The organism is Streptomyces fagopyri (genome assembly GCF_009498275.1).
Classification (GTDB): Bacteria; Actinomycetota; Actinomycetes; order Streptomycetales; family Streptomycetaceae; genus Streptomyces; species Streptomyces fagopyri.
In genome coordinates this window covers 6,451,109-6,472,772 of record NZ_CP045643.1, presented here as the reverse complement: position 1 = coordinate 6,472,772, position 21,664 = coordinate 6,451,109, and the positions used below count along the sequence as shown (strand labels likewise).

19 protein-coding genes are annotated in these 21,664 nt (G+C 72.7%); 10 read left to right on the top strand and 9 right to left on the bottom strand.

Features of this window, described 5'->3' with window-relative positions:
- The first annotated feature begins 337 nt into the window (after positions 1-337).
- Entirely contained in the window at positions 338-1,750 is a 1,413-nt protein-coding gene (locus tag GFH48_RS27925) for a sensor histidine kinase (protein ID WP_228120994.1), read from the top strand.
- 68 nt (positions 1,751-1,818) lie between these two features.
- A complete protein-coding gene (locus tag GFH48_RS27920) occupies positions 1,819-2,451 on the top strand; it encodes a response regulator transcription factor (RefSeq protein WP_153293147.1) in 633 nt (210 codons plus the stop codon).
- A 30-nt stretch (positions 2,452-2,481) separates the two neighbouring features.
- Here the strand turns inward: GFH48_RS27920 and GFH48_RS27915 are convergent, their stop codons facing one another.
- A complete protein-coding gene (locus tag GFH48_RS27915; protein ID WP_153290875.1) occupies positions 2,482-3,147 on the bottom strand; it encodes a hypothetical protein in 666 nt (221 codons plus the stop codon).
- Between the two features lie 332 nt (positions 3,148-3,479).
- The gene (locus tag GFH48_RS27910; protein ID WP_153290874.1) at positions 3,480-4,676 is read right to left on the bottom strand and encodes a lipid-transfer protein; all 1,197 of its coding nucleotides are present in this window, start codon (positions 4,674-4,676) and stop codon (positions 3,480-3,482) included.
- Between the two features lie 237 nt (positions 4,677-4,913).
- On the opposite strand from GFH48_RS27910, the gene GFH48_RS27905 reads away from it, so the two are divergent.
- The 5 genes from GFH48_RS27905 to GFH48_RS27885 all read left to right on the top strand — a co-directional run bounded on the left by GFH48_RS27905 (position 4,914) and on the right by GFH48_RS27885 (position 10,958).
- Positions 4,914-6,653, top strand: coding sequence for an MFS transporter (locus GFH48_RS27905; RefSeq protein WP_153290873.1), 1,740 nt, complete (start codon positions 4,914-4,916; stop codon positions 6,651-6,653).
- 496 nt (positions 6,654-7,149) lie between these two features.
- On the top strand, positions 7,150-7,800 hold the full coding sequence (locus GFH48_RS27900; protein ID WP_153290872.1) for a class I SAM-dependent methyltransferase: 651 nt from the start codon (positions 7,150-7,152) through the stop codon (positions 7,798-7,800).
- Between the two features lie 22 nt (positions 7,801-7,822).
- Positions 7,823-8,821, top strand: coding sequence for an N-acetylmuramoyl-L-alanine amidase (locus GFH48_RS27895; RefSeq protein WP_153290871.1), 999 nt, complete (start codon positions 7,823-7,825; stop codon positions 8,819-8,821).
- 158 nt (positions 8,822-8,979) lie between these two features.
- Positions 8,980-9,813, top strand: a complete 834-nt coding sequence (locus GFH48_RS27890) for a DUF5336 domain-containing protein (protein ID WP_153290870.1) — start codon at positions 8,980-8,982, stop codon at positions 9,811-9,813.
- 116 nt (positions 9,814-9,929) lie between these two features.
- Positions 9,930-10,958, top strand: coding sequence for an LLM class F420-dependent oxidoreductase (locus GFH48_RS27885; RefSeq protein WP_153293146.1), 1,029 nt, complete (start codon positions 9,930-9,932; stop codon positions 10,956-10,958).
- A gap of 21 nt (positions 10,959-10,979) precedes the next feature.
- Here GFH48_RS27885 and GFH48_RS27880 read toward each other — a convergent pair whose 3' ends face one another.
- Complete coding sequence (locus tag GFH48_RS27880) at positions 10,980-11,552, bottom strand: hypothetical protein (protein WP_153290869.1); 573 nt, start codon at positions 11,550-11,552, stop codon at positions 10,980-10,982.
- Positions 11,553-11,696: 144 nt separating this feature from the next.
- Between GFH48_RS27880 and GFH48_RS27875 the strand changes: the two genes are divergently transcribed.
- The gene (locus tag GFH48_RS27875; RefSeq protein ID WP_153290868.1) at positions 11,697-11,990 is read left to right on the top strand and encodes a hypothetical protein; all 294 of its coding nucleotides are present in this window, start codon (positions 11,697-11,699) and stop codon (positions 11,988-11,990) included.
- Positions 11,991-12,183: 193 nt separating this feature from the next.
- Here GFH48_RS27875 and GFH48_RS27870 read toward each other — a convergent pair whose 3' ends face one another.
- From GFH48_RS27870 to GFH48_RS27860, 3 genes are read right to left on the bottom strand one after another with little or no spacing between them, the layout of a single operon-like run.
- A complete protein-coding gene (locus tag GFH48_RS27870) occupies positions 12,184-13,251 on the bottom strand; it encodes a prenyltransferase/squalene oxidase repeat-containing protein (protein WP_153290867.1) in 1,068 nt (355 codons plus the stop codon).
- On the bottom strand, positions 13,248-13,994 hold the full coding sequence (locus tag GFH48_RS27865; RefSeq protein ID WP_153290866.1) for a class I SAM-dependent methyltransferase: 747 nt from the start codon (positions 13,992-13,994) through the stop codon (positions 13,248-13,250). The genes GFH48_RS27870 and GFH48_RS27865 overlap by 4 nt, the downstream gene beginning before the upstream one ends.
- Positions 13,988-15,469 (bottom strand): glycosyltransferase family 4 protein, encoded by a 1,482-nt coding sequence (locus GFH48_RS27860; protein ID WP_153290865.1) that lies wholly within the window; start codon positions 15,467-15,469, stop codon positions 13,988-13,990. Before GFH48_RS27860 ends, GFH48_RS27865 begins: the two co-directional genes overlap by 7 nt.
- Positions 15,470-15,695: 226 nt before the next feature.
- On the opposite strand from GFH48_RS27860, the gene GFH48_RS27855 reads away from it, so the two are divergent.
- Positions 15,696-16,343, top strand: coding sequence for a TetR family transcriptional regulator (locus GFH48_RS27855; protein WP_153290864.1), 648 nt, complete (start codon positions 15,696-15,698; stop codon positions 16,341-16,343).
- Between the two features lie 21 nt (positions 16,344-16,364).
- On the opposite strand, the gene GFH48_RS27850 is transcribed toward GFH48_RS27855, so the two are convergent.
- Both GFH48_RS27850 and GFH48_RS27845 read right to left on the bottom strand, forming a co-directional pair.
- Positions 16,365-16,598 carry a ferredoxin gene (locus GFH48_RS27850; RefSeq protein ID WP_153290863.1) on the bottom strand — a complete coding sequence of 78 codons (234 nt, stop codon included), beginning with the start codon at positions 16,596-16,598 and terminating at the stop codon, positions 16,365-16,367.
- A gap of 3 nt (positions 16,599-16,601) precedes the next feature.
- On the bottom strand, positions 16,602-18,059 hold the full coding sequence (locus GFH48_RS27845; RefSeq protein WP_153290862.1) for an aldehyde dehydrogenase: 1,458 nt from the start codon (positions 18,057-18,059) through the stop codon (positions 16,602-16,604).
- Positions 18,060-18,263: 204 nt separating this feature from the next.
- Between GFH48_RS27845 and GFH48_RS27840 the strand changes: the two genes are divergently transcribed.
- Positions 18,264-19,301, top strand: coding sequence for an MBL fold metallo-hydrolase (locus tag GFH48_RS27840; protein ID WP_153290861.1), 1,038 nt, complete (start codon positions 18,264-18,266; stop codon positions 19,299-19,301).
- Positions 19,302-19,332: 31 nt separating this feature from the next.
- Here the strand turns inward: GFH48_RS27840 and GFH48_RS39780 are convergent, their stop codons facing one another.
- Positions 19,333-21,510: an ATP-binding protein gene (locus tag GFH48_RS39780; protein ID WP_194280697.1), complete on the bottom strand. Its 2,178-nt coding sequence runs from the start codon at positions 21,508-21,510 to the stop codon at positions 19,333-19,335.
- Positions 21,511-21,664 lie beyond the last annotated feature (154 nt).

The window sequence follows — 21,664 nt, the reverse complement described above, 5'->3', positions numbered from 1 at the left end:
AGGCGGTGGGCCGTCCGCGGTGCGGACGGCCCGCTCCTCAGGGGTGCGGGCCTCGCGTCACGGGTGCGGGCCCTTTTCACGGGTGCGGGCCCTCCTCACGGGTGCGGGCCGCCCGCACGGCACCGGGCCGTCCGTACGACGGCGACGGCGACGGCGACGGCGACGGCGACGGCGACGGCGACGGCGACGGCGACAACGGCGCGGCGGCCGGGAAGACTTTCGACAGGCGCGGGGAACGGGGAGCACGGACATGGCGTGGACGGACAGCTCGTGGATGCGTGGAGTCGTCTGCCGGATGGAGGCGCGGCGGGGGGCGAGGCGGCGGTGGAAGGCGGACATGGCGAGGTTCAAGGCCGCGCGGCGCATCGCGCGCAGGAACGGGGAGCCGCTGCCCGAGAATCCCGGCCCGCCGCCGACCGGGTTCGCGCTGCTGCCCTGGCTGCTGCTGGGCATGGGCGCCTTCTCCAACCTCTTCCAGGGCACGACCGCCAACCCCTGGATCGGGGCCATCGGCCTGTTCGCCTTCAACTCCCTCTACGTCTACGTCGCGTTCCGTGCCTTCGTGAAGAAGACGCGCGAGGCCCGCTCCACGCGTCTGGCGCTCACCGCGATGGGTGTGCTGACCTGCGGCCTCGCCATCGGCTACGGCGGCAACTGGCTGCTGTTCTTCCCGCTGCTGGGTCTCGCGACGGGGGCGATCCTGCGCGGCCCCTGGCTCGGCCGGACGGGAATCGGTCTGGCCGCGCTGGCGGGCGGCGTCTCCGGCGTCCGCGAGGGCTGGGACGCGATCAACATCACGTACGGCACGTTCCTGTCCACGATGGTCACGGCGGCGATCCTGTCCCTCGCCGAGGCGGTACGGGAGCTGCGGGCGGCCCGTGAGGAGCTGGCCCGGCGCGCCGTCGAGAAGGAGCGGCTGCGCTTCTCCCGCGACCTGCACGACCTGCTCGGCCACACGCTCTCCGTGATCGTGGTGAAGTCCGAGGCGGCCCGCCGGCTGGCGCCCCGCGACCTGGAGGCGGCCCTGGTGCAGGTCACCGACATCGAGTCGGTCGGCCGCCAGGCGCTCACGGAGATCCGCGAGGCGGTCACCGGTTACCGCGAGGGCAGCCTCGCCACCGAGCTGGACCGGGCCCGCTCCGCGCTGTCCGCGGTGGGCGTCGACCCGGTCGTACGGCAGTCGGGGCCGCCCCTCGTGCCGCGGGCCGAGGCGCTGCTCGGCTGGGTGCTGCGTGAGGCGGTCACCAACGTGGTCCGGCACAGCGGCGCGACCCACTGCGAGATCACCGTCCACGGCGCGCGGGACCGGGTCCGTCTGGAGATCGTGGACGACGGGGACGGCCCGCTCGCCCCGGCACCCGTGCCGGGTATCGGCGGAACCGGCCTGAAGGGCCTGACCGAACGTCTGGCGGCGGCCGGCGGATCCCTGCGGGCCGGCCCGTCCCCGCGCGGCGGCTTCACGGTCACCGCCGAACTCCCCGTGGAGGGCGAACTCCCCGTGGAGGACGAACCTGCCGGGCAGGACGCACTCGCCGTGGAGGACGGACTCACCCTGGAGGGCGAACCCCTCGCGGGAGGCGGCCCCGCGGCGGGGGAACGCCGGACGAAGGGCCTGCTCCCCGCGGGCACGGCGCAACTGCCGTCGCCCAGGACACCCGAAGCGCCCAGGACGCCAGAGACGTCCAAGACGCCGAAGACGCCGAAGACGTCCACGGCACCCGACGCACCCGACGCACCCGGAGCGCGGTGACCACCCATCTCACCCCGTCCGTCCGGGACATGACGCTGCCGCGGGCCTACGCTGGGCCCGTGGACGAGATGCCCCGGGATCACCGGCCGGTGAAGTGTGTGAGGGTCCTGCTCGCCGAGGACCAGGGAATGATGCGCGGGGCGCTCGCCCTGCTGCTCGGCATGGAGGAGGACCTGGAGGTCGTCGCACAGGTCGCGGCGGGCGACGCGATCGTGGACGCCGCGCTGCTGCACCGCCCGGACGTGGCCCTGCTGGACATCGAACTGCCGGGCATGAGCGGTCTGGACGCGGCCGCCGAGCTGCGCCGACAGGCCCCTGACTGCCGCGTGTTGATCCTCACCACCTTCGGACGGCCCGGTTACCTGCGCCGCGCCATGGAGGCGGGCGCCGCGGGGTTCCTGGTCAAGGACGGACCCGTGGAGGAACTGGCCGAGGCGATCCGGCGGGTGCTGACCGGCGAGCGGGTCATCGACCCGGCACTGGCCGCGGCCGCGCTGAGCGCCGGGCCCAGTCCGCTCACCGCCCGCGAGTGCGACGTTCTGAAGGCATCGGTGGACGGCGCCACCGTCGCCGACATCGCGGGCAGGCTCCACCTGTCCGAATCGACGGTCCGCAACTACCTGTCCTCCGCGATCGGCAAGACCGGCACCCGCAACCGTATGGAGGCGATGCGGGAGGCCCGCCAGCAGGGATGGCTGTGACCGGCGGTCCCCCGCGCCGCCGCGCGCCCGCTACTTCGTCACCGCCGCCGCCTCGAAGGTCCTGCCCTCCGGCCCCAGGCAGACGAACCAGTCGGACGGGGATCCGTCCGCCGGACGGATCAGGTCCTCGAAGTCCCCGACGATGCCCGTGCCCGGAGCGGGCCGGTACACCTTGGTCGTCGTGGCGTCGTCCCAGGTGCAGGTGACCTCCTGAGCGGTCCTGGGGACCCGGCCGATCACGAGCCGCTCACCGGACCCTCTCGGCGTCGTCCCCCTGGTCTCCAGCGGCAGCGCGGCGGACCGCAGGTCCCGGCCCGACAGCGTGCCGTGCTTGTCGAACACCCCGAGCATCTCGGTCGACGTCCTGCCGTCCAGGGTCAGGCGCACGAAGTACGCGCTCCTGCCGACGAGTCCGGCGGCGGTCGGCGGCGCCGCCTCCGGATGCCCGAATCCGGACTCGGTGACGGCCCGCAGCTGGCGCTGTGCCTGCGTCCGGTCGCGGGGCGCCCCATACACGTAGACGACCACCTTCCACTTCTTGCCGTGGTCGGTCCCCCGGGCCAGATCGCTGCTCCACGGCTCGTACAGATGCCGTTCGTCGTTCAGCGGCGGGCGCGTCGCGGCCGGCTCGACCCGCTTCGCGCCGTCGCCCGCCGCCCCGGCCAGCGCCAGCGTCCCCGCCGACCCGGCGACCACCAGGGCGGCGGTCGCGGCGATCGCCCAATGGCGGGCCCTGCGGCACCGGCCGCCGCGGGGGCCCGCGAGATCCGGGCCGTCCCCGCCCCCGGGGTCCGGGCGGCCACACTCCCGAGGGCCGGACGGCCCCTCTCCCGGACACGGTCGGTCACAGCGGCGCGGTCACCGCGGACGCCGCCCCTCCCGCCCGTGCCACGGACCGGCAGGCATCGCGGGCGGCCCGGGAACGTACGACACAGGGCGGGCGGCGTACGGAACAAGCCGGGGCGTACGACACAAGCCGAGGGCGTACGACACGCGCCGCGGGGTGTACGACGCCGCCCCCTCCCCGTTCAGCCGCGGGCCGCCCGCAGCAGCGTGACCACCGCCGCGCCGCCGAGCCCGATGTTGTGGGCGAGGCCGACCCGCGCGCCCGTCACCTGGCGCTCGCCGGCCTCGCCCCGCAACTGCCAGACCAGCTCGGCCACCTGGGCGATCCCGGTCGCTCCCAGCGGGTGCCCCTTCGAGATCAGACCTCCGGACGGGTTCACCACCCACCGGCCGCCGTAGGTGGTGGCCCCCGATTCGACGAGCTTGCCGGACTCCCCCTCGCCGCACATGCCCAGCGCCTCGTACGTCAGCAGCTCGTTGATCGAGAAGCAGTCGTGCAGTTCCACGACGTCCACGTCGTGGATGCCGAGTCCCGCCCGTTCGTAGACCTGGCGTGCGGCCTCCCGGGACATGGGCTGCCCCACGACGTCGATGCACGAGCCGGAGGCGAAGGACTCCTCCGTGTCCGTGGTCATGGCCTGCGCGACGATCTCCACCGCCCGTCCGCCCAGCCCGCGCTCCTCGGCGAACCGCTCGGACACGACGACGGCCGCCGCGGCGCCGTCGGAGGTGGGCGAGCACTGGAGCTTCGTCAGCGGCCGGTGCACGACCCGGGAGGCGAGGACCTCGTCGACCCCGTACACGTCCCGGAACTGCGCGTACGGATTGTGGGCCGAGTGCCGGTGGTTCTTGGCGCCGACCGCGGCGAGCTGTGCCTCGGTGGTCCCGTACCTCTCCATGTGCTCGCGGGCCGCGTCACCGAAGATCTGCGCGGTGGGCGGGGACATCTCGAAGCCGTGCCGGGCGGCCATGATCCCGTAGTGCCGGGCCACCGGGGACGTCGCGAAGTCCCCGCCGTCGGCGCCACCGCCCAGCGCCCCGCGCTTCATCTTCTCGAACCCCAGCGCCAGCACGCAGTCCGAGATCCCGCCCTCGACGAACTGCCGCGCCAGCATCAGCGCGCTCGCCCCGGTGGCGCAGTTGTTGTTGACGTTGTAGACGGGCACGCCGGTCAGGCCCAGCTCGTAGGCGGCCCGCTGCCCCGCCGTGGAGGCCTGGAAGCAGTGCCCGACGGGCACCTGCCGGACGTCGGAGTACGCGATCCCCGCGTCCCCCAGGGCACGGGTGCCCGCCTCCTTCGCCATGTCCCAGTACTGCCACTCCCGGGTCTCCGGCTTCTCGAAACGGGTCATCCCGACCCCGACGACGTACGCCTTCACGGCACCCCCAGCCTCACGGTGCGCGCCAGACTAGAACACGTTCTATTCGAGCGCCAGGTCTGACGGCCGTTCAGATCCTCACGAGAAGGTCAAGTTTTCGTTAGTACGCCGAAGCATCGGAATAGTTGCCCCGGCACACCGGGTTCACCTTGCACGTATCCCGTACCGACTCCCGCACGGATTCCCGCACGGATCGTTCTCTCCTCTGCTCATCTCCCGGCCTGGAGGCCTCACGCAATGACGCACACGACGACCCAACAGCCCGCCCGGAGGACCAGTACCGCGGTCGTGCCGGTGCTGGCCTTCGCGGGCATCGTTGTCGCGGTGATGCAGACCCTGCTCGTCCCGGTCATCAAGGACCTGCCGAAGCTGCTGGGCACCGCCCCCAGCAACGCCACCTGGGTCCTGACCTCGACGCTGCTCGCGGGAGCCGTCGCCACCCCGATCATGGGCCGGCTCGGTGATCTCTTCGGCAAGCGGCGCATGCTGCTCACGAGCCTGTCCGTGATGGTCGTCGGCTCACTCGTCGCCGGATTCACCAGCGACCTGCTCGTGATGATCGCCGGCCGTGCGCTGCAGGGCTTCGCCATGGGCGCGATCCCGCTCGGCATCGGCCTGATGCGCGACATGCTGCCCCGCGAGAAGCTCGGCTCGGCGATGGCCCTGATGAGCTCCTCGATCGGTGTCGGCGGCGGTCTCGCGCTGCCGCTCGCGGCCCTGGTCGCGCAGCACGCCGACTGGCACTCCCTGTTCTTCCTCGCCGCCGGACTCGGCGTGGTCTCGATCGTGCTGACCCTCGTCGCCGTGCCCGAGTCCCCGATGCGCGCCGAGGGCACCTTCGACGTCCTGGGCGCGATAGGCCTGTCCGCGGGACTCGTCCTCTTCCTGCTGCCGATCACCAAGGGCAGCGACTGGGGCTGGAGCTCGGGCACCACGCTCGGTCTGTTCGGCGCCTCGGCCGTCGTGCTCGTGCTGTGGGGCGTGATGGAGCTGCGCGTCAAGGCGCCGCTGGTCGACCTGCGCACGACCGTCCGACGCTCGGTGCTGTTCACCAACCTGGCCTCGATCATGGTCGGTGTCTCCTTCTACGTCGTCTCCCTCGTGCTGCCCCAGCTCCTCCAGTTGCCGAAGGCCACCGGTTACGGCCTCGGCCAGTCGATGGTGGTCGCGGGTCTGTGCGTGGCGCCGCTCGGCCTGACGATGATGTTCACCGCGCCGGTCTACGCCCGGATCTCCGCCAAGTACGGCCCCAAGGTCACGCTGATCATCGGCATGGTGATCATCGGGATCGGCTACGGCGCGGGGCTCGGCCTGATGAGCGCCGCCTGGCAGACCATCGTGATCGCGGTGGTCCTGGGCGCGGGCATCGGCCTCGCCTACTCCTCGCTGCCCGCGCTGATCGTCGGCTCCGTCCCGGCCTCCGAGACGGGCGCGGCCAACGGCCTCAACACTCTGATGCGCTCGATCGGCACGTCGGTGTCCAGCGCCGTCATCGGCATGGTGCTCGCGAACACGGCCAGTGACGCGGGCGGTGTCGCGATCCCCACCATGCACGGATTCCGGGTCTCCTTCATGATCGCGACGGGCGCGGTGGCCGTCGGCCTGGTCATGGCCCTCTGCCTGCCCCGCCAGCGTCAGGCCACCAAGCCGCGGCTGCGTGCCAGCAGCGCCGAGGACGCCGCGCTGGAGCGGGCCCAGGAGGTGCTCGGGGGCTTCCGCGGCCGGGTCCTGAACACCGACGGCGACCCCGTCGCCCGCGCCAAGGTCACCCTGATCGACCGGCGCGGCCGGCAGGCGGGCGCCACGCTCTCCGGGGAGGACGGCAGCTACGCGCTGGCCGTGCCCGCCGAGGGCGCGTACGTCCTCGCCGCCAGGGCCGCGGGCCACGGCCCGCTCGCCTCCTCGGCGACCCACTCCGGCGACGACCGCCCGGTCGACCTGGACCTCGCCCTGCCGGGCGAGACGGTCCCCGCGTAGATCCGGCCGAACGGGGTCCCCCGGACCGGCACCACCGACCGGACCCGGTGCCGGCACCACCGGCCCCGCCGGCACCACGCCGAAGACCGGCCCCACTCGGATCCGGACCGGCCCCACCCCGGACCGGCGCCACCGGCCCCACCCCGGACCGGCACCACCGGCCCCGCCCGTAGGACCCGCAGGGCACCGCCCGCAGGGCCTGTCGGCGGCCCCTGGTCGCAGGTCCCGCCGGAGGCCCCGCCGAGGGTGTCCGTCGGCGGGTGTCCATGGGTGGGTCCCCTCGACCGGACGGCTCCCCTCGACGGGGACCGCCCACAGGTGCCCGTCGACGGTCCCGTCCGGAGGGTCCTCGTCGGCGGGGTCCGCCGACGAGTCCCGCCCGCGGAACCCGCGCGGCCCCGGCGGCCCACCCCCGTCACCCCCGTGGCGGGGGTGTGGTGCAGCATGGGGCGCCCACGGCCCGTACCAGCGGGACCGGTATCAGCTGGAGGAACCCATGCCCGCGGCACCCAAGCCGGAGATTCTCGCCGCCTTCGAGGCCGCCAAGGGGTTCATGCCGCTCGACGAGGGCCTCGCGCTCCACGACGCCGCCGTCGAGGCGGGCCGGCTCGGGCTGCCCCTCCTGGAGGTCGGCACCTACTGCGGGCGCTCCACGATCCTGCTCGCCGACGCGGCGCGCGCGGCCGGAGTGACGGCGATCACCGTCGACCACCACCGGGGCAGCGAGGAGCAGCAGCCCGGGTGGGAGTACCACGACCCGTCCACGGTCGACCCCGAGATCGGCCGGATGGACACCCTGCCCACGTTCCGCCGCACCCTCCACCGGGCGGGCCTGGAGGAGCAGGTGGTCGCGCTCGTCGGCCGCTCGCCGCAGATCGCCGCGTTCTGGGGGACACCCCTCGGTCTCGTCTTCATCGACGGCGGTCACACGGACGAGCACGCGTCCGGCGACTACGAGGGCTGGGCCCCCCATGTGGCCGAGGGCGGCCTGCTGGTGATCCACGACGTGTTTCCCGACCCGGCCGACGAGTTCACCGGCCAGGCCCCGTACCGCGTCTACCTCCGGGCCCTGGAGTCCGGCGCCTTCACGGAGGTCTCGGTGACCGACTCGCTGCGCGTCCTGCGCCGAACCGGCGCAGGGATCTGAGGTCACGGTTAGAGTCGCTGACGTGTCGTACGTAGGCCCTGACTTCGAACCTCCCCAGCCGCGCCGCCCCCGGCGCGGGCCGATGACCGTGACGCTCGCCGCGCTGGTGACGGGCGCGCTGGCGGGATGGCTGGTGTGGCAGGCGGTGGGGGACCCGGGCGGTCCCACCGGGACCGCCGCGTCCTCGTCCATCTCACCGACGTCCCCCTCCTCCGGGCCCGCCGCGTCCTCCGCGTCCCGGACACCGTCGGCGTCCGCGACGGGCGGCGAGAACCGCCGAAGCCCGTCCCCCTCCGGGTCCGCCGGCCGTTCCGGTCCCTCCAGCGCGGGCGGCGGCGCCGCCTCCGGCCCGCTCAAGGGCAAGGTCGTGGTCGTCGACCCGGGACACAACCCGGGCAACTTCCAGCACGCGGCCGACATCAACCGCAAGGTGAACATCGGCACGAACTCCAAGGAGTGCGACACCACCGGTACGTCGACCAACGCGGGTTACACCGAAGCCCGGTTCACCCTCGACGTCGCCCGCCGGCTGCGTACGCTCCTCCAACAGGAGGGCGCCACGGTGAAGTTCACTCAGGACGGCGACCGCCCCTGGGGTCCGTGCGTCGACGAGCGGGCCCGGATCGGCAACGACGCGCACGCCGACGCGGTCGTCTCCATCCACGCGGACGGCTCCGCGGCCGGCAACCGCGGCTTCCACGTCATCCTCCCCGCGTCCGTCCACTCGGGCGCCGCCGACACCCGGCCCATCACCGCCCGGTCGCGGGACCTGGGCGAGCGCATCGCGGGCAACTTCGTCCACGCCACCGGAAGCGCGCCCTCCAACTACATCGGCGGCGGCACCGGACTCGACGTCCGCAGTGATCTCGGCGGTCTCAATCTGTCAACGGTTCCCAAGGTGTTCATCGAGTGCGGCAACATGCGCGATAGCAAGGACGCGGCGTTGCTGACCAGCGGCGCGTGGCGGGAGAAGGCGGCGCGTGGAATCTCTGAGGGAATCGTGGGGTTCCTGCGCGGGTAGTGACCGGCGGGTCACACCCTCCGGACGCCTCGATCGTACGGGCGATAGTGTCGCCCGTACGATGTGGGGCCGTCCACGCGCTTCACACCAGGGCCTTACGGCGACATGGTGTCAGCGACGCCTCCACCGACGACGAGACGACCGACGAAGGACCTGAAGTGAATATCCGCTCCCTCACTCGAGGCGACGGCGTGGTGATCGGAGCAGCGGTACTGCTGTTCATCGCGTCGTTCCTCGCCCTCTTTTCGATCGACGCCGTCAGCGTCAACGGGACGAAGTACAGCTACGCCAGCCCCGGCATCTGGTCGAGCGGCCCCTTCGTGTTCAGCGTGATCCTGGCCGGCCTCTTCGGAGCCGGGCTGGTCGTCGCCTCACGCGCCCTGCCGCGGGTGCCGAAGGTCGCCGGACTCGACCTCGGCCCGTTCGGTGTCGCGCTCACCGTCTTCGCGGCGTGGAGCGCGCTCGGGAACCTCTTCGACCCGGCGGGCGGCGGGGGCGGCGGTGTGAGCCCCGGTGCCGGTCTCATCCTCTCCCTCATCGCGACGCTGCTGATGGCGGGGGCCGCGATCGCCACCCCTCTCGTCCCCGCGCTCCAGGTCGCCCTCGTGCCCGCCCCGCAGCCGGCCGCCCCGCAGCCCTACGGTGGTCAGCCGCAGGGTGGCTACGGGTACCCGGGTGCCCAGCAGCCCGGTCAGCCCTCCTACGGCGGCCAGCCGCAGCAGGGACAGGCGTTCGGTGGCCAGCCCGGTCAGCCGCAGCAGGCGCCGGCCCCGCAGCCGCAGCTGCCCGCCGGGGACTTCTCGCCGTTCTGGTTCGCCGTGCCGGTGCCGCGTCCGCTGTTCTCGGAGGACGGTTCGCCGACGCCGATCGCCGAGCTCGCGCCGGGCACCTGGTACCTGGCCGTGGAGCAGCGCGGCCAGCACCTGGTGGCGCAGACGCAGGACGGCCGTCGCGGTGTGCTGCAGGACAGCTCGGGGATCCAGCGCGGCTGACGCGCGACCGTTTCCCCACGGCCCCTCGCCCTTTCGGGCGGGGGGCCGTTGCCGTACAGTCGCCTGACGGTTGCACAGAGCTGACGATGCGTCAGAACGTGGCGCCTGGAGGGGACATGCGGCTCGGCCTCGCACTCGGTTACTGGGGGCGCGGCCCCTCCGCGGACCATCTTCCGCTGGCGCGGGAGGCGGAGCGGCTCGGGTACCACTCCGTGTGGACCGCCGAGTCCTGGGGTTCGGACGCCTTCACCCCGTTGACCTGGATCGCCGCGCAGACCACCCGGATCCGCCTCGGCACGGCCGTCGCGCAGATGGCCGCCCGCTCCCCCACCACGACCGCGATGCACGCGCTCACCCTGGACCACCTCTCGGGCGGACGGATGATGCTCGGCCTCGGTCTCTCGGGGCCGCAGGTGGTGGAGGGCTGGTACGGGCGCCCCTTCCCGAAGTCCCCGCTGACCGCGACCCGGGAGTACGTGGACGTCGTACGCCAGGTACTCGGACGCGAGGGACCGGTGCGGCTCGACGGGCGTTTCCACACCCTTCCCTACCGGGGCGCCGACGGCACGGGGCTCGGCAAGGCGCTGCGGCCGATCACCCATCCCCTCCGTGCCGACCTGCCCGTCCTGCTCGGCGCGGAGGGGCCGAAGAACATCGCGCAGACGACGCGGATCGCGGACGGCTGGCTGCCCCTGTACTGGTCGCCCACCCGCCCGCAGGCGTACGAGGCCGCCCTGGCCGAGCTGGGTGACGCCCGCGCGGGCGCGGCCCCGTTCCTCGTCGCGCCCATGGCCCATGTCCGTGTCTGTGACGACGTCGCCGAGGGGCTGCTGCCCGTCAAGGCGATGCTCGGCTTCTACATCGGCGGCATGGGGCACTCGGCGCGCAACTTCCACGCCGATCTGATGGCCCGCATGGGCTACGAGGACGAGGCGCGGCTCATCCAGGAGTTGTTCCTCGCCGGGCGCCGTCAGGAGGCGGTGCTCGCCGTGCCGGACGCCTTCGCCGACGAGATCTCACTGGTCGGACCGCGTGAGCGCATCGCCGAACGGCTCGACCTGTGGCGCAAGGGACCGGTGACAGACCTGCTGGCACTGTCACCGGACCCTCACTCGCTCCGCGTACTGGCGGACCTCAACCAGTAGCCGCGGCAGGGCGGAAGGAACTCACCCGCCGGTCAGCTGGGAGGTCGACGGCACCTTGTCGGTGACCTTGGCGCCCGCGCTCTTACCGGCGTCCTTCACCTGGTTGATGATGTCGTCGAACGAACCCACCGTGTCGTCGGTCGACTTGCCCTTGCGGAGCTTGGCGGGAAGGCTCTTGAGGGCGTCGATGCCCGCGGTCAGCGGGCCGATCGCCTTGGACAGGGTCGGGTCGCCCTTGGCGTTCCTGCTCGCGGCCTTGAGCCTGTTGTACGCGAAGGCACCGGCGACACCCGCCTTGATGAGGGCGAGCCTGCGTCCCTTCACGCCCTTCTTGAACTTTCCGGCCTTCCACGGCTTCACGATCCACTGGTAGGTGGCTCCGGCCGCGAGGCTCGCGTTGGCGACGAAGCGGGTCTTCGAGAGCCTCTGCTTCTCGACGGTGGTGCTCGGGGACGGGGTCGCGGCCACCGCCGCCGCGACGGCCGCGGTGTCCTTGGTGGCACTGCTGCCGCTGCTGGAGCAGGCGGTGGCACCGGCGACCAGAGCACAGGAAAGAGTGAGCGCCACGATGAGGCGCCGTATCGATACAGGCACGGGGTCCTCCGGGGTGGGGGAACGGTTCTCCTCGGATGCCGGAGAACACGTCTCTTACAGCAGCCTCACCCGTCACGACGCGTTACGCCACTTGGGCGAAACCCGTACGGGTTTCAACCCTGGATACGCGGCAACCCGGACGGCATGTCCCCTCGATATCGCAACGGCTCCAACCAGGCGGGCACGGTCATCGCGATCGTCGCCGACGTGATGGCCCTCATCCTGGGCCTGTGGATCCTCATGTACCTGCTGGACGCGAACCGGGCCAACGACCTGGTCCAGTTCGTCCACAACCTGGCGAGCTGGCTCGCGGGCTGGTCCCGTGACCTGTTCACCTTCGACGAAGCGTGGGCGCGCGTCGTGGCGGGCTACGGTCTCGCGGCCGTCGTCTACCTCTTCATCGGCCACGCGATCGCCAACCGCATGCACCGCCACTGAGCCCGTCCGCCACCGCGGCTCGCCGGGCCCGAGGGCTGTCCCCTGATCCCCGGTGGATGAGCGCGCGGCGTCGGACGCGGTGCGTCGCGAGGCGGAGGGTCGTCCTCGTACCGGGTGTACGCGGGCGACCCCGACGACGCGGCGAGGCGCCGTAGCTGTCGTCGTGCGCCCGCCGGGGATCACCGAACAGCCCTCAGCAGCACTCCGCGTCGAGCCCCCGCGGCAGACGCTCACCGCCGAAGACCGCGCAGGTCGGCTCGTCGCCGCCCAGCGCGGCGACGGCGAGGAGCAGCGAACCCGCCGTCCAGGTGGTCAGCTCCTCGGGCCAGATCGCCCGGGCGTCGAAGACGTAACCCGTCCAGTACAGGCCGGTCTTCGGGTCGCGCAGATGCTGGATGGACTGAAGAATCTCCAGAGCACGGTCGGACTCGCCCACGGCCCAGAGCGCCAGGGCGAGTTCGGCCGACTCACCGCCGGTCACCCACGGGTTGGGCACGACACAGCGCACGCCGAGCCCGGGTACGACGAAGCGCTCCCAGCCCTCCGCTATCCGGGACTTGGCCTCGACGCCCGTCAACGCGCCGCCGAGCACCGGGTAGTACCAGTCCATCGAGTAGCGGTCCTTGTCGAGGAACCGCTCGGGGTGCCTGCGGATGGCGTGCCGCAGCAGACCGAGTGCCAACTCCCAGTCGGGCTGCGGCTCCTCGCGCTGGTCGGCGATCGCGAGCGCGCAGCGCAGCGCGTGGTGGATCGACGAACTCCCGGTCAGCAGTGCCTCGTCGGTCGCCGTCCCGTCGTCCCCGCGCTTCCAGCCGATCTGCCCGCCGGGCTGCTGGAGCCGCAGCACGAACTCCACGGCCGCGTAGACCGAGGGCCACATCCGGTCCAGGAAGGTGTCGTCGCCGGTGGCCAGGTAGTGGTGCCAGACGCCGACCGCGATGTACGCGCAGAAGTTCGTCTCCCGGCCGCGGTCGGTGACGTCCTCGAAGTCCCCGTCGGCGTAGGCCGCGTACCAGGACCCGTCCGGGTTCTGGTGCCGGGCCAGCCACGCGTAGGCCCGCTCGGCCGCCTCGTGCTCGCCCGCCGCGTCCAGCGCCATGGCCGCCTCGGTGTGGTCCCACGGGTCGAGGTGATGACCGCGGAACCACGGTATGGCGCCGTCAGGACGCTGCGCCCCGAGGATCGCGCGCACCGTGACGGCGGCCTCCTCGGCGGTGAGCACCCCGGGCAGGACGAGGTGCTCCGTGCGGGGTGTGGTCACGAAGCGTCCACCGCGGCGGCGTCGGCGGGCAGGTGCGGCTTGGTCGCGTAGGCCACGAAGCTCTTGCCGATCAGCGGGTTCAGCGCGTTCTCCGCGACCCGGGTGGCCAGCGGCTTCTTCATGATGTCCCAGACCAGCAGCTTGTGGTACGCCCGCACGGGCAGCGCCTTGTCGTTGTCGACGCCGAACGCGCACTTCAGCCACCAGTAGGGGCTGTGCAGGGCGTGGGCGTGATGGGTGCCGTACGGCTTGAGCCCGGCCTCCTTCATCTTGCCCAGCAGTTCGTCCGCCCGGTAGATGCGGATGTGGCCGCCCTCGACCTCGTGGTAGGCGTCGGACAGGGTCCAGCACACCTTCTCGGGCCCGTAGCGCGGGACGGTGATCGCGATCCGGCCGCCGGGCCTGAGCACCCGGACCATCTCGGCGAGGACGCCCTTGTCGTCGGGGATGTGCTCCATCACCTCGGAGATGATCACGACGTCGAACGACTCGTCGGGGAACGGCAGTCGGAGTGCGTCGCCCTCCATGGCGGTCGCGGTCGCGCCCTCGGGCGCCTCGCCCGCCTCCTTCATCGCCGCGAACCACTTGGCGACCTCGCGGATCTCCTCGCCGTTCTGGTCCAGCGCGACGACCCGGGCCCCGCGCCGGTAGCACTCGAACGCGTGCCGGCCGGCACCGCAGCCGAGGTCCAGCACGCGGTCGCCCGGGGCGAGCGGGAACCGGGAGAAGTCGACGGTCAGCACGTGGCCCTGCTTTCGCGGTTGGGTACGACAACTTCAGCTGCTTCTTCGGCGACGCCTGCGGGGGCGGCGCCGGGAGTCACGGGGAGACCGGGGGCCGGGGTCGCGGAGGGCGCGGGGCCCGGGGCGACGCGGGGGGAGGCGGGGTCCGGTGCGGCGCGCCGGGGAGCGGGTCCCGCGGCGTGGGCGATGGCCTCGCGGTAGTGGGCGACCGTGCCCTGGGCCGCGCGGGCCCAGGTGAAGCGCTCCAGGACCCGCGCGCGTCCGGCGGAGCCGAGCCTCACGCGCAGTTCCGGGTCGCCCAGCAGCCGGCTGAGGCCCGCGGCCAGCGCGCCGGCGTCACCGGGCGGCACCGCGAGGCAGGTCTCGCCGTCGGGGCCCGCGACCTCCGGGATCGCTCCGCCGGTGGTGGCCACCAGCGGCGTACCCGTGGCCATGGCCTCCGCGGCGGGCAGCGAGAACCCCTCGTACAGGGAGGGCACACAGGCGACTTCGGCGGACCGGACGAGGTCGACGAGTTCGGCGTCCGAGATGCCCTTGACGAACTCGACGGCGTGCTCCAGGCCGTACCGCTCGATGGCCTGGGCGACGGGCCCGTCCTCGGCGCGCCTGCCGACGACGACCAGGTGGGCGCCGGAGTGCTCGGTGCGGACCTTGGCGAGCGCCTCGACGAGGTGGACGAGTCCCTTGAGCGGCACGTCCGCGCTGGAGGTGGTGACGATCCGGCCCGGCACCTGCGGTACGGCGGGGTCGGGTGAGAAGAGGTCGGTGTCGGCGCCGATGTGCACGACGTGGATGCGGTCCTGGGTCACGCCCAGGTGGTCGACGATCTCCTGGCGCGAGGTGCCGGAGACGGTGAGCACCGACGGCAGACGGCGCGCGACGCGCTTCTGCATCCGCGTGAAGGCGTACCAGCGGCGCACGGACGCGCGGCGGCGGCGCCCCTCGGCGGCGTCCAGCTCCAGCCGGCGGTCGACGGTGATGGGGTGGTGGATCGTGGTGACCAGGGGTGCGCCCACGTCTCCCAGCAGCCCGTAGCCGAGCGTCTGGTTGTCGTGCACGACGTCGAACGCGCCCTGCCGGGCCCGGAGATGACGGCGGGCACGCAGCGAGAAGGTCAGCGGCTCGGGGAAGCCCCCGGTCCACATGGTCCCGACCTCCAGGGCGTCGATCCAGTCGCGGAACTCCTCGCGCGCCGGCGTGCGGAAGGGGTCCGGCTGGCGGTAGAGGTCGAGGCTGGGCAGTTCGGTGAGGCTCAGTCCCGGGAGGCCCTCGTCCAGCACGGGGTAGGGCTGGGAGCCGATGACCTCGACCCGGTGGCCCAGGCGGGCGAGTTCGCGCGAGAGGTGCCGTACGTACACGCCCTGACCGCCGCAGAACGGGTTCCCCTTGTACGTCAGGAGCGCGATGCGCAACGGTCCGTCGCCGTCGATGGCCGCGCCCGCTCCGGGGCCCGCCTCCATGGCCTCAGCGGTCACTTACGGCCCCCTTCTCCCTGCACATTCCCGCGAGATTACGCCGGGACGCTAATCTAGAACAAGTTTCAGACTTGATCGTTCGAGGAGCACTGAATCTACCGGCAGGTAGGGCCCCTGTGAGAAGTGGATCAGGTGATCCGCGCCACGACGGAGACGTTCCGGCCCACGGATGTGTTCTGCCATGCTGTCTGATCGCTCCTCCAGCTGAACCCACGGAACGGGACCCATGCCTGCGGAAGTCAAGGTGGAAGCCAAGTCCGCGCAGTTCGCCTCTCCCCCGCTCACCGAGCGCCAGGAAGCACGCCGTCGGCGGATCCTGCACGCGAGCGCGCAGCTGGCCGGCCGGGGCGGATTCGACGCGGTGCAGATGCGCGAGGTCGCGGAGTCGTCGCAGGTCGCCCTGGGCACGCTCTACCGCTACTTCCCCTCGAAGGTCCATCTGCTGGTGGCCACCATGCAGGACCAGCTGGACCACATGCACGGCACCCTGCGCAAGAAGCCGCCGGCCGGCGACTCGGCGGCGGAGCGGGTCGCCGAGACGCTGATGCGGGCCTTCCGCGCCCTGCAGCGCGAGCCGCACCTCGCCGACGCCATGGTCCGCGCGCTGACCTTCGCGGACCGCAGCGTCAGCCCCGAGGTCGACCAGGTGTCCCGGCAGACCACGGCGATCATCCTGGACGCCATGGGCCTGGACGACCCGACCCCCGCGCAGCTCTCGGCGGTCCGCGTCATCGAGCACACCTGGCACTCGGCCCTGATCACCTGGCTCTCCGGCCGCGCCTCCATCGCCCAGGTCAAGATCGACATCGAGACGGTGTGCCGGCTCATCGACCTGACCGACCCGGGCGAGACGGCTCCGGCCAAGAAGGCGTGACGGCGCGGGGCCGCTCCTCGTTCACTCCTCGGGCGGGAACACCGGCTCCCCGCTGCCCAGCAGCGTGATCATGATGGCCTCCACCGGGCAGCCCTCCGCCGCCGCCAGGATCCTCTCATTGGCGTCGGTCTCAGGTTCGGCGGGGTGGGACTGCATGCCGGAGTCGAGGCGGAAGGCCCCGGGGACGAGGTGGACGCACTGGGCGGAGCCGATGCACAGGGAGCGGTCGACCTCGATGTTCCAGCGGTCGCCCATCCCTTACGCCTCCCAGCCCGCGGGCAGGTGGATCATCTTGTGCTCCAGGAACTCGCCGTAGCCCTCGGGCCCGAACTCCCGCCCGAGTCCGGAGTTCTTGTAGCCGCCGAAGGGACCGAGCATGTCGAGGCTGAAGGTGTTGACGGAGTAGGTGCCGGTACGGACCTGGCGCGCGATGTCGACGCCGTGCGCGACGTCCGCCGTCCAGACGCTGCCGCTCAGCCCGTAGTCGGAGTCGTTGGCGATCTTCACGGCCTCGGTCTCGTCGCCGTAGGGGAGCAGGCAGATCACCGGTCCGAAGATCTCCTCACGGGCGATCCGCATGGAGTTGTCCACGTCACCGAAGAGGGTGGGTTCGACGTACCAGCCGCGGTCGAAGCCGTGCGGGCGGCCGCCACCCGTGAGGATCTTGGCGCCCTCCTCCTGGCCGATGCGGATGTAGTCGAGGTTGCGCCGCCGCTGCCGCTCGGCGACCAGCGGGCCCACCTGGGTCGCCGGGTCCAGCGGGTCACCGACCACCAGGGCGCTCGCGGCGGCCGCGAAGGCGTCCGCGAACTCGTCGTAGCGCGAGCGCGGCACAAGGATGCGGGTCTGGGCGACGCAGGCCTGGCCGTTGTTCATCCAGGCGGCCTGGACGATCCCGGGGACGGCCGTGGCGAGGTCGGCGTCCGGCAGCACGACCGCCGCCGACTTGCCCCCCAGTTCGAGCGTCACGCGGGTGAGGTTGCGCGCCGCGACCTCCATCACGCGCCTGCCCGCCGCGACCGATCCGGTGAAGGAGACCTTGTCGACGCCGGGATGCCCGACCAGGTACTCGCTCACCTCGCGGTCGGCCGGGAGGATCGACAGGACGCCCTCGGGCAGTCCGGCCTCCCGGGCGATCTCGCCCAGCAGATAGGCGTCCAGGGGTGATTCGGGGGACGGCTTCAGTACGACCGAACAGCCGGTCAGCAGCGCGGGAGCGAGCTTGGCGGCCGCCACGAACTGCGGCACGTTCCACGGCACCACGGCCGCGACGACCCCGACCGGCTCCCGCCGGACGAGGATCCTGCCGAGGACTCCGTCGCGCGTCTCCTCGTACGTGAAGTCGCGCGCCACCGTGAGGGCGGCGTCCCAGACCATCATCGCGCCGAGGGCCTGCGCGAGGACGCTCCAGGAGTACGGGGAGCCGTTCTCGGAGGAGATGACGCGGGCGATCTCCTCGTGGCGGGCGCCGATCGCGTCCTTGATCCGGGTGACGACCGCGATCCGTTCGCCGGGGCTCATCCGGGGCCAGGGGCCCTCGTCGAAGGCGCGCCGCGCGACGGCGACGGCCCGGTCGACGTCCTCGGCGCAGGCGTGCGGGACGCGCCCGATGACCTCTTCCGTGTGCGGCGAGATCACCTCGATGACGCCGGTGCCCAGCGGGTCCGTCAACTCCCCGCCTATGAACAGCTGTCCGTGTTCCACGAGCTCGGTCATGACCGACCGCCTCCCCGGGGGGCGTTCTCCGACACTGCCGACTTCTGACGCTTCATCAGATACGAGAACTGATACCAGCTCCGGTCGGAGGAGTCCACGGGCCGGAGTCCTCGGACCGGGCTCCGGGGCGCAACAGTTGGTTCGGGCACCCATTGGAATACGTTCTAGTTATAGTGACGGCAGGACGGCGATTGGTGGGAGCCCATGACTCAGGTGACCGATCACGGCGGGGGCGTACGGTCGCTCGCGGTCCCCATCCCCGACAACCCCCTCGGCACCACACTGGTCCACGTCGTCGACACCGACCGGGGCCCCGTCCTGATCGACACCGGCTGGGACGACCCGGCCTCCTGGGACGTCCTGACCGCCGGGCTCGCCGCGTGCGGCATCCCGGTCGCCGAGGTGCACGGCGTGGTCATCACCCACCACCACCCCGACCACCACGGCCTGTCCGGCAAGGTGCGGGACGCGTCCGGCGCGTGGATCGCGATGCACGCGCTGGACACCGAGATCGTCCGGCGGACCCGGGAGCACAAGGCGGAGCGCTGGTTCGCGTACATGGCGGACAAACTCGAGGCCTGCGGCGCGCCCGAGGAGCACGTGGCGCTGCTGCGCGCCGCGCGCACGGCCCGGCGCTCGAGCGGCCTGCCCCAGTTCGCCCCCGCGCTCCCCGACCGCGAGATCGTCCCCGGCGAACTGCTCGACCTGGCCGGCCGCCGGCTGCGCGCGATCTGGACCCCGGGCCACACACCCGGCCATGTCTGCCTCCACCTGGAGGAGGCTCACCCGGCCGGACTGCCGGGCCACGGCCGCCTGTTCTCCGGCGACCACCTGCTGCCGCGGATCACCCCGCACATCGGCCTGTACGAGGATCCGGACGACGCCACCGTCGCCGATCCGCTCGGCGACTACCTCGACTCCCTGGAGCGCGTGGGCCGTCTCGACCCCGCCGAGGTACTCCCGGCCCACCAGCACTCCTTCACCGATGCCCCGGGCCGGGTACGGGAGTTGCTCACCCACCACGAGGAGCGCCTCACCGGTCTGCTCACCCTCCTCGCGACCCCGCTCACCGCCTGGCAGCTCGCCGAGCGCATGGAGTGGAACCGGCCCTGGGAGCAGATCCCCTTCGCCTCCCGGAACATCGCCGTCTCCGAGGCCGAGGCCCACGTGCGCCGCCTGGTGAAACTCGGCCGCGCGGAAGCCGTCGCGGGAAGCGGTCCGGTGACGTACGTGGCGGTGTGAGCCGCCCGGCGCGGCCCGCTTCCGTCGTGCCTCAGCCGTCCCCCGCCGCGTAGTCCAGCCCTTCCTCGTACGGCATGGAGCGGCCCTGGTCGTACGCCTCCTTGTACGCGGTGCCGCCGATCTCGGCCCGGATGCGGCGTTCGTGGGAGCGGCGGGTGGCGAGCAGGTCGGGTGAGTCCATCTGCGCGCGGCCGGTGAGCTCCCAGACGCGCTCGCCGATACCGAGGAGCCGGGCCGCGCGAGGTCCGTCGCCGGCCGCGACGACGGCCGCGGCCAGGACGTCCAGCGCCATGGCCGCGCCCACGGTGTTGTGCAGCAGGACGTGCCCGGCCAGCGCGGTGCGGGCGTTGCCGACCGCCGCGCCGACCTCGCCGCGGGCCAGGTCGGTCTGCGCCACGACCGTGTCGGCGAAGGCGCCCGCCCAGGACTCCCCGCACGCCGCACTGGCCTCCCGGGTCTCCTCGGCCACGACGCGCGCCCGCTCGTACTCGCCCCGCAGCAGGTGTGTGAACGACAGCGCCACCCGGACCTGGAGCTGGGCGGCCCCGAACCCGTCCGGTCTGATCGGCAGCCGGGGTGTGGCGGACAGCACGTCGACCGCCTCGGCCAGCCGGCCGCTCAGGGCCAGCCCGCCTCCCGTGAGGTACGCGGCGGCCACCACGTCCGCCGGGTCGCTCTGTTCGTCGGCCGCGTCCGTGCAGCGTTCCGCCCAGTGGGCCGCGACCGCGAGATCGCCCTGGAGCAGCGCCACCGCGCCCCGCGCCCACATGGCGCGGGTACGGTCGGGTCCGGGTGCCGGGTCGGTGGCGAGCACCAGGTCCAGACAGTGCCGGGCGTCGCGCGGATATCCGCAGTGCCGCCACAGGAACCCGACGTCGGCCGCCATGCCCAGGGCGATCCGGCTGTCGGGGTCGGTGAGCGCGCAGTCCATCGCCGCACGGAGGTTGGCGTGTTCGGTGAGAGTGCGTTCGCACCAGGCCACCTGCCGTCCGGTGTTCCACTCGGCGCAGCCCTGGCGGGCCAGCCGCCGGAAGTGGTCACGGTGGCGCAGACGCAGGGCGTGTTCCTCGCCGAGGGCGCGCAGCCAGTCGGCGCCGAACTCCCGCACGGTGTCCAGGAGTCGGAAGCGGGCGGGGTCGGTGCGGTGGCGTTGCACGACGGACTGCTCGACGAGCCGGTCCAGCAGGCCGGGGATCCGCCCGGCGGGCAGCGGGCCGCCCACGCAGACCTCCTCGGCGGCGCCCGCGCAGAAGCCGCCCGCGAACACCGAGAGCCGGGCCCACAGCAGCCGCTCCAGCGGCGCGCACAGTTCGTGGCTCCAGCCGATCGCCGTGCGCAGGGTCCGGTGGCGCGGCTCCCCGCCGCCGTCCGGCGGTGAGCTGAGCAGGTCGAGCCGGGAGGGCAGCCGTTCGCCGAGGCGGTCGTGGAGCTGGGTGAGGGAGAGTTCGCGGAGCCGGGCGGCGGCCAGTTCGAGGGCGAGCGGGATCCCGTCGAGGCGGCGGCACACGGATTCCACCGTGGCCCGGTCGGTGTCGTCGGGGGTGAAGTCGCCGGTCGCTACGGCCGCGCGCTCGGCGAACAGGGTCACGGCGTCACCGGCGACCGGCAACGGGTCCAGCGGCAGGACGAGTTCGCCGGGCAGTGCGAGCGGCTCCCGGCTGGTGACGAGGACCCGCAGTCCGGGGAGGACGGGCAGCAGGGTCTCGACCAGGGCGGCGCAGTCCGCGAGGACGTGCTCGCAGGAGTCGAGGACCAGGAGCAGCCGTTTGCCCCGGGCCCAGTCGGCCACCAGGTCGGCGACCGGGCCGGTCGACTGGTCGGCGAGCCGCAGCGCCTCCACGACCGCGAGACCGACCAGTCCGGCGGTGCGCAGCGGGGAGAGTTCCACCAGCCAGACGCCGTCGGGGTACGCGTCCTGGACGCGGGCCGCCGCCCGCAGTGCGAGCCGGGTCTTGCCCACTCCGCCGGTCCCGACGACGCTCAGCAGCCGGTGGACACCCGCCGCCGGGTCCAACTCGTCCTCCAGTACGCCGAGTTCCTCGCGGCGCCCGACGAAGCCGCGCGCCTGGGCGGGGAGGTTGCCGGACCGGCCACCGGTCGCCCCGTCCTCCGCGTCACCCCCCGAACCGCAGCCCGGCCCACGGGCCCCGCCGTTCCCGGCACCACTCCCGGCACCGCCCGCCACCCCGCCAGTCGCCTTGTCGGACACACCGACCAGTCTGACCGGATCATGGGCGTGCCCGGCCCCGGTCCCGGAACTCGGACGGGAAGCCGTCCGCATCGGCCTGTTTCCGGACACGTTCCGACACCGTGCGGTCAACTCCCCGCGAGCGGGGCGGTAAGGGCGCCGACCGGAGCCCGGC

Excerpts from the sequence above, each read along its gene's own strand:
- GFH48_RS27920 (WP_153293147.1), top strand. The coding sequence starts at position 1,819 with ATGCCCCGGGATCACCGGCCGGTGAAGTGTGTGAGGGTCCTGCTCGCC.
- GFH48_RS27845 (WP_153290862.1), bottom strand. The coding sequence starts at position 18,059 with ATGACCGAGCTCGTGGAACACGGACAGCTGTTCATAGGCGGGGAGTTG.
- GFH48_RS27840 (WP_153290861.1), top strand. The coding sequence starts at position 18,264 with ATGACTCAGGTGACCGATCACGGCGGGGGCGTACGGTCGCTCGCGGTC.
- GFH48_RS27875 (WP_153290868.1), top strand. The coding sequence starts at position 11,697 with ATGTCCCCTCGATATCGCAACGGCTCCAACCAGGCGGGCACGGTCATC.
- GFH48_RS27885 (WP_153293146.1), top strand. The coding sequence starts at position 9,930 with ATGCGGCTCGGCCTCGCACTCGGTTACTGGGGGCGCGGCCCCTCCGCG.
- GFH48_RS27905 (WP_153290873.1), top strand. The coding sequence starts at position 4,914 with ATGACGCACACGACGACCCAACAGCCCGCCCGGAGGACCAGTACCGCG.
- GFH48_RS27855 (WP_153290864.1), top strand. The coding sequence starts at position 15,696 with ATGCCTGCGGAAGTCAAGGTGGAAGCCAAGTCCGCGCAGTTCGCCTCT.
- GFH48_RS27850 (WP_153290863.1), bottom strand. The coding sequence starts at position 16,598 with ATGGGCGACCGCTGGAACATCGAGGTCGACCGCTCCCTGTGCATCGGC.
- GFH48_RS27900 (WP_153290872.1), top strand. The coding sequence starts at position 7,150 with ATGCCCGCGGCACCCAAGCCGGAGATTCTCGCCGCCTTCGAGGCCGCC.
- GFH48_RS27925 (WP_228120994.1), top strand. The coding sequence starts at position 338 with ATGGCGAGGTTCAAGGCCGCGCGGCGCATCGCGCGCAGGAACGGGGAG.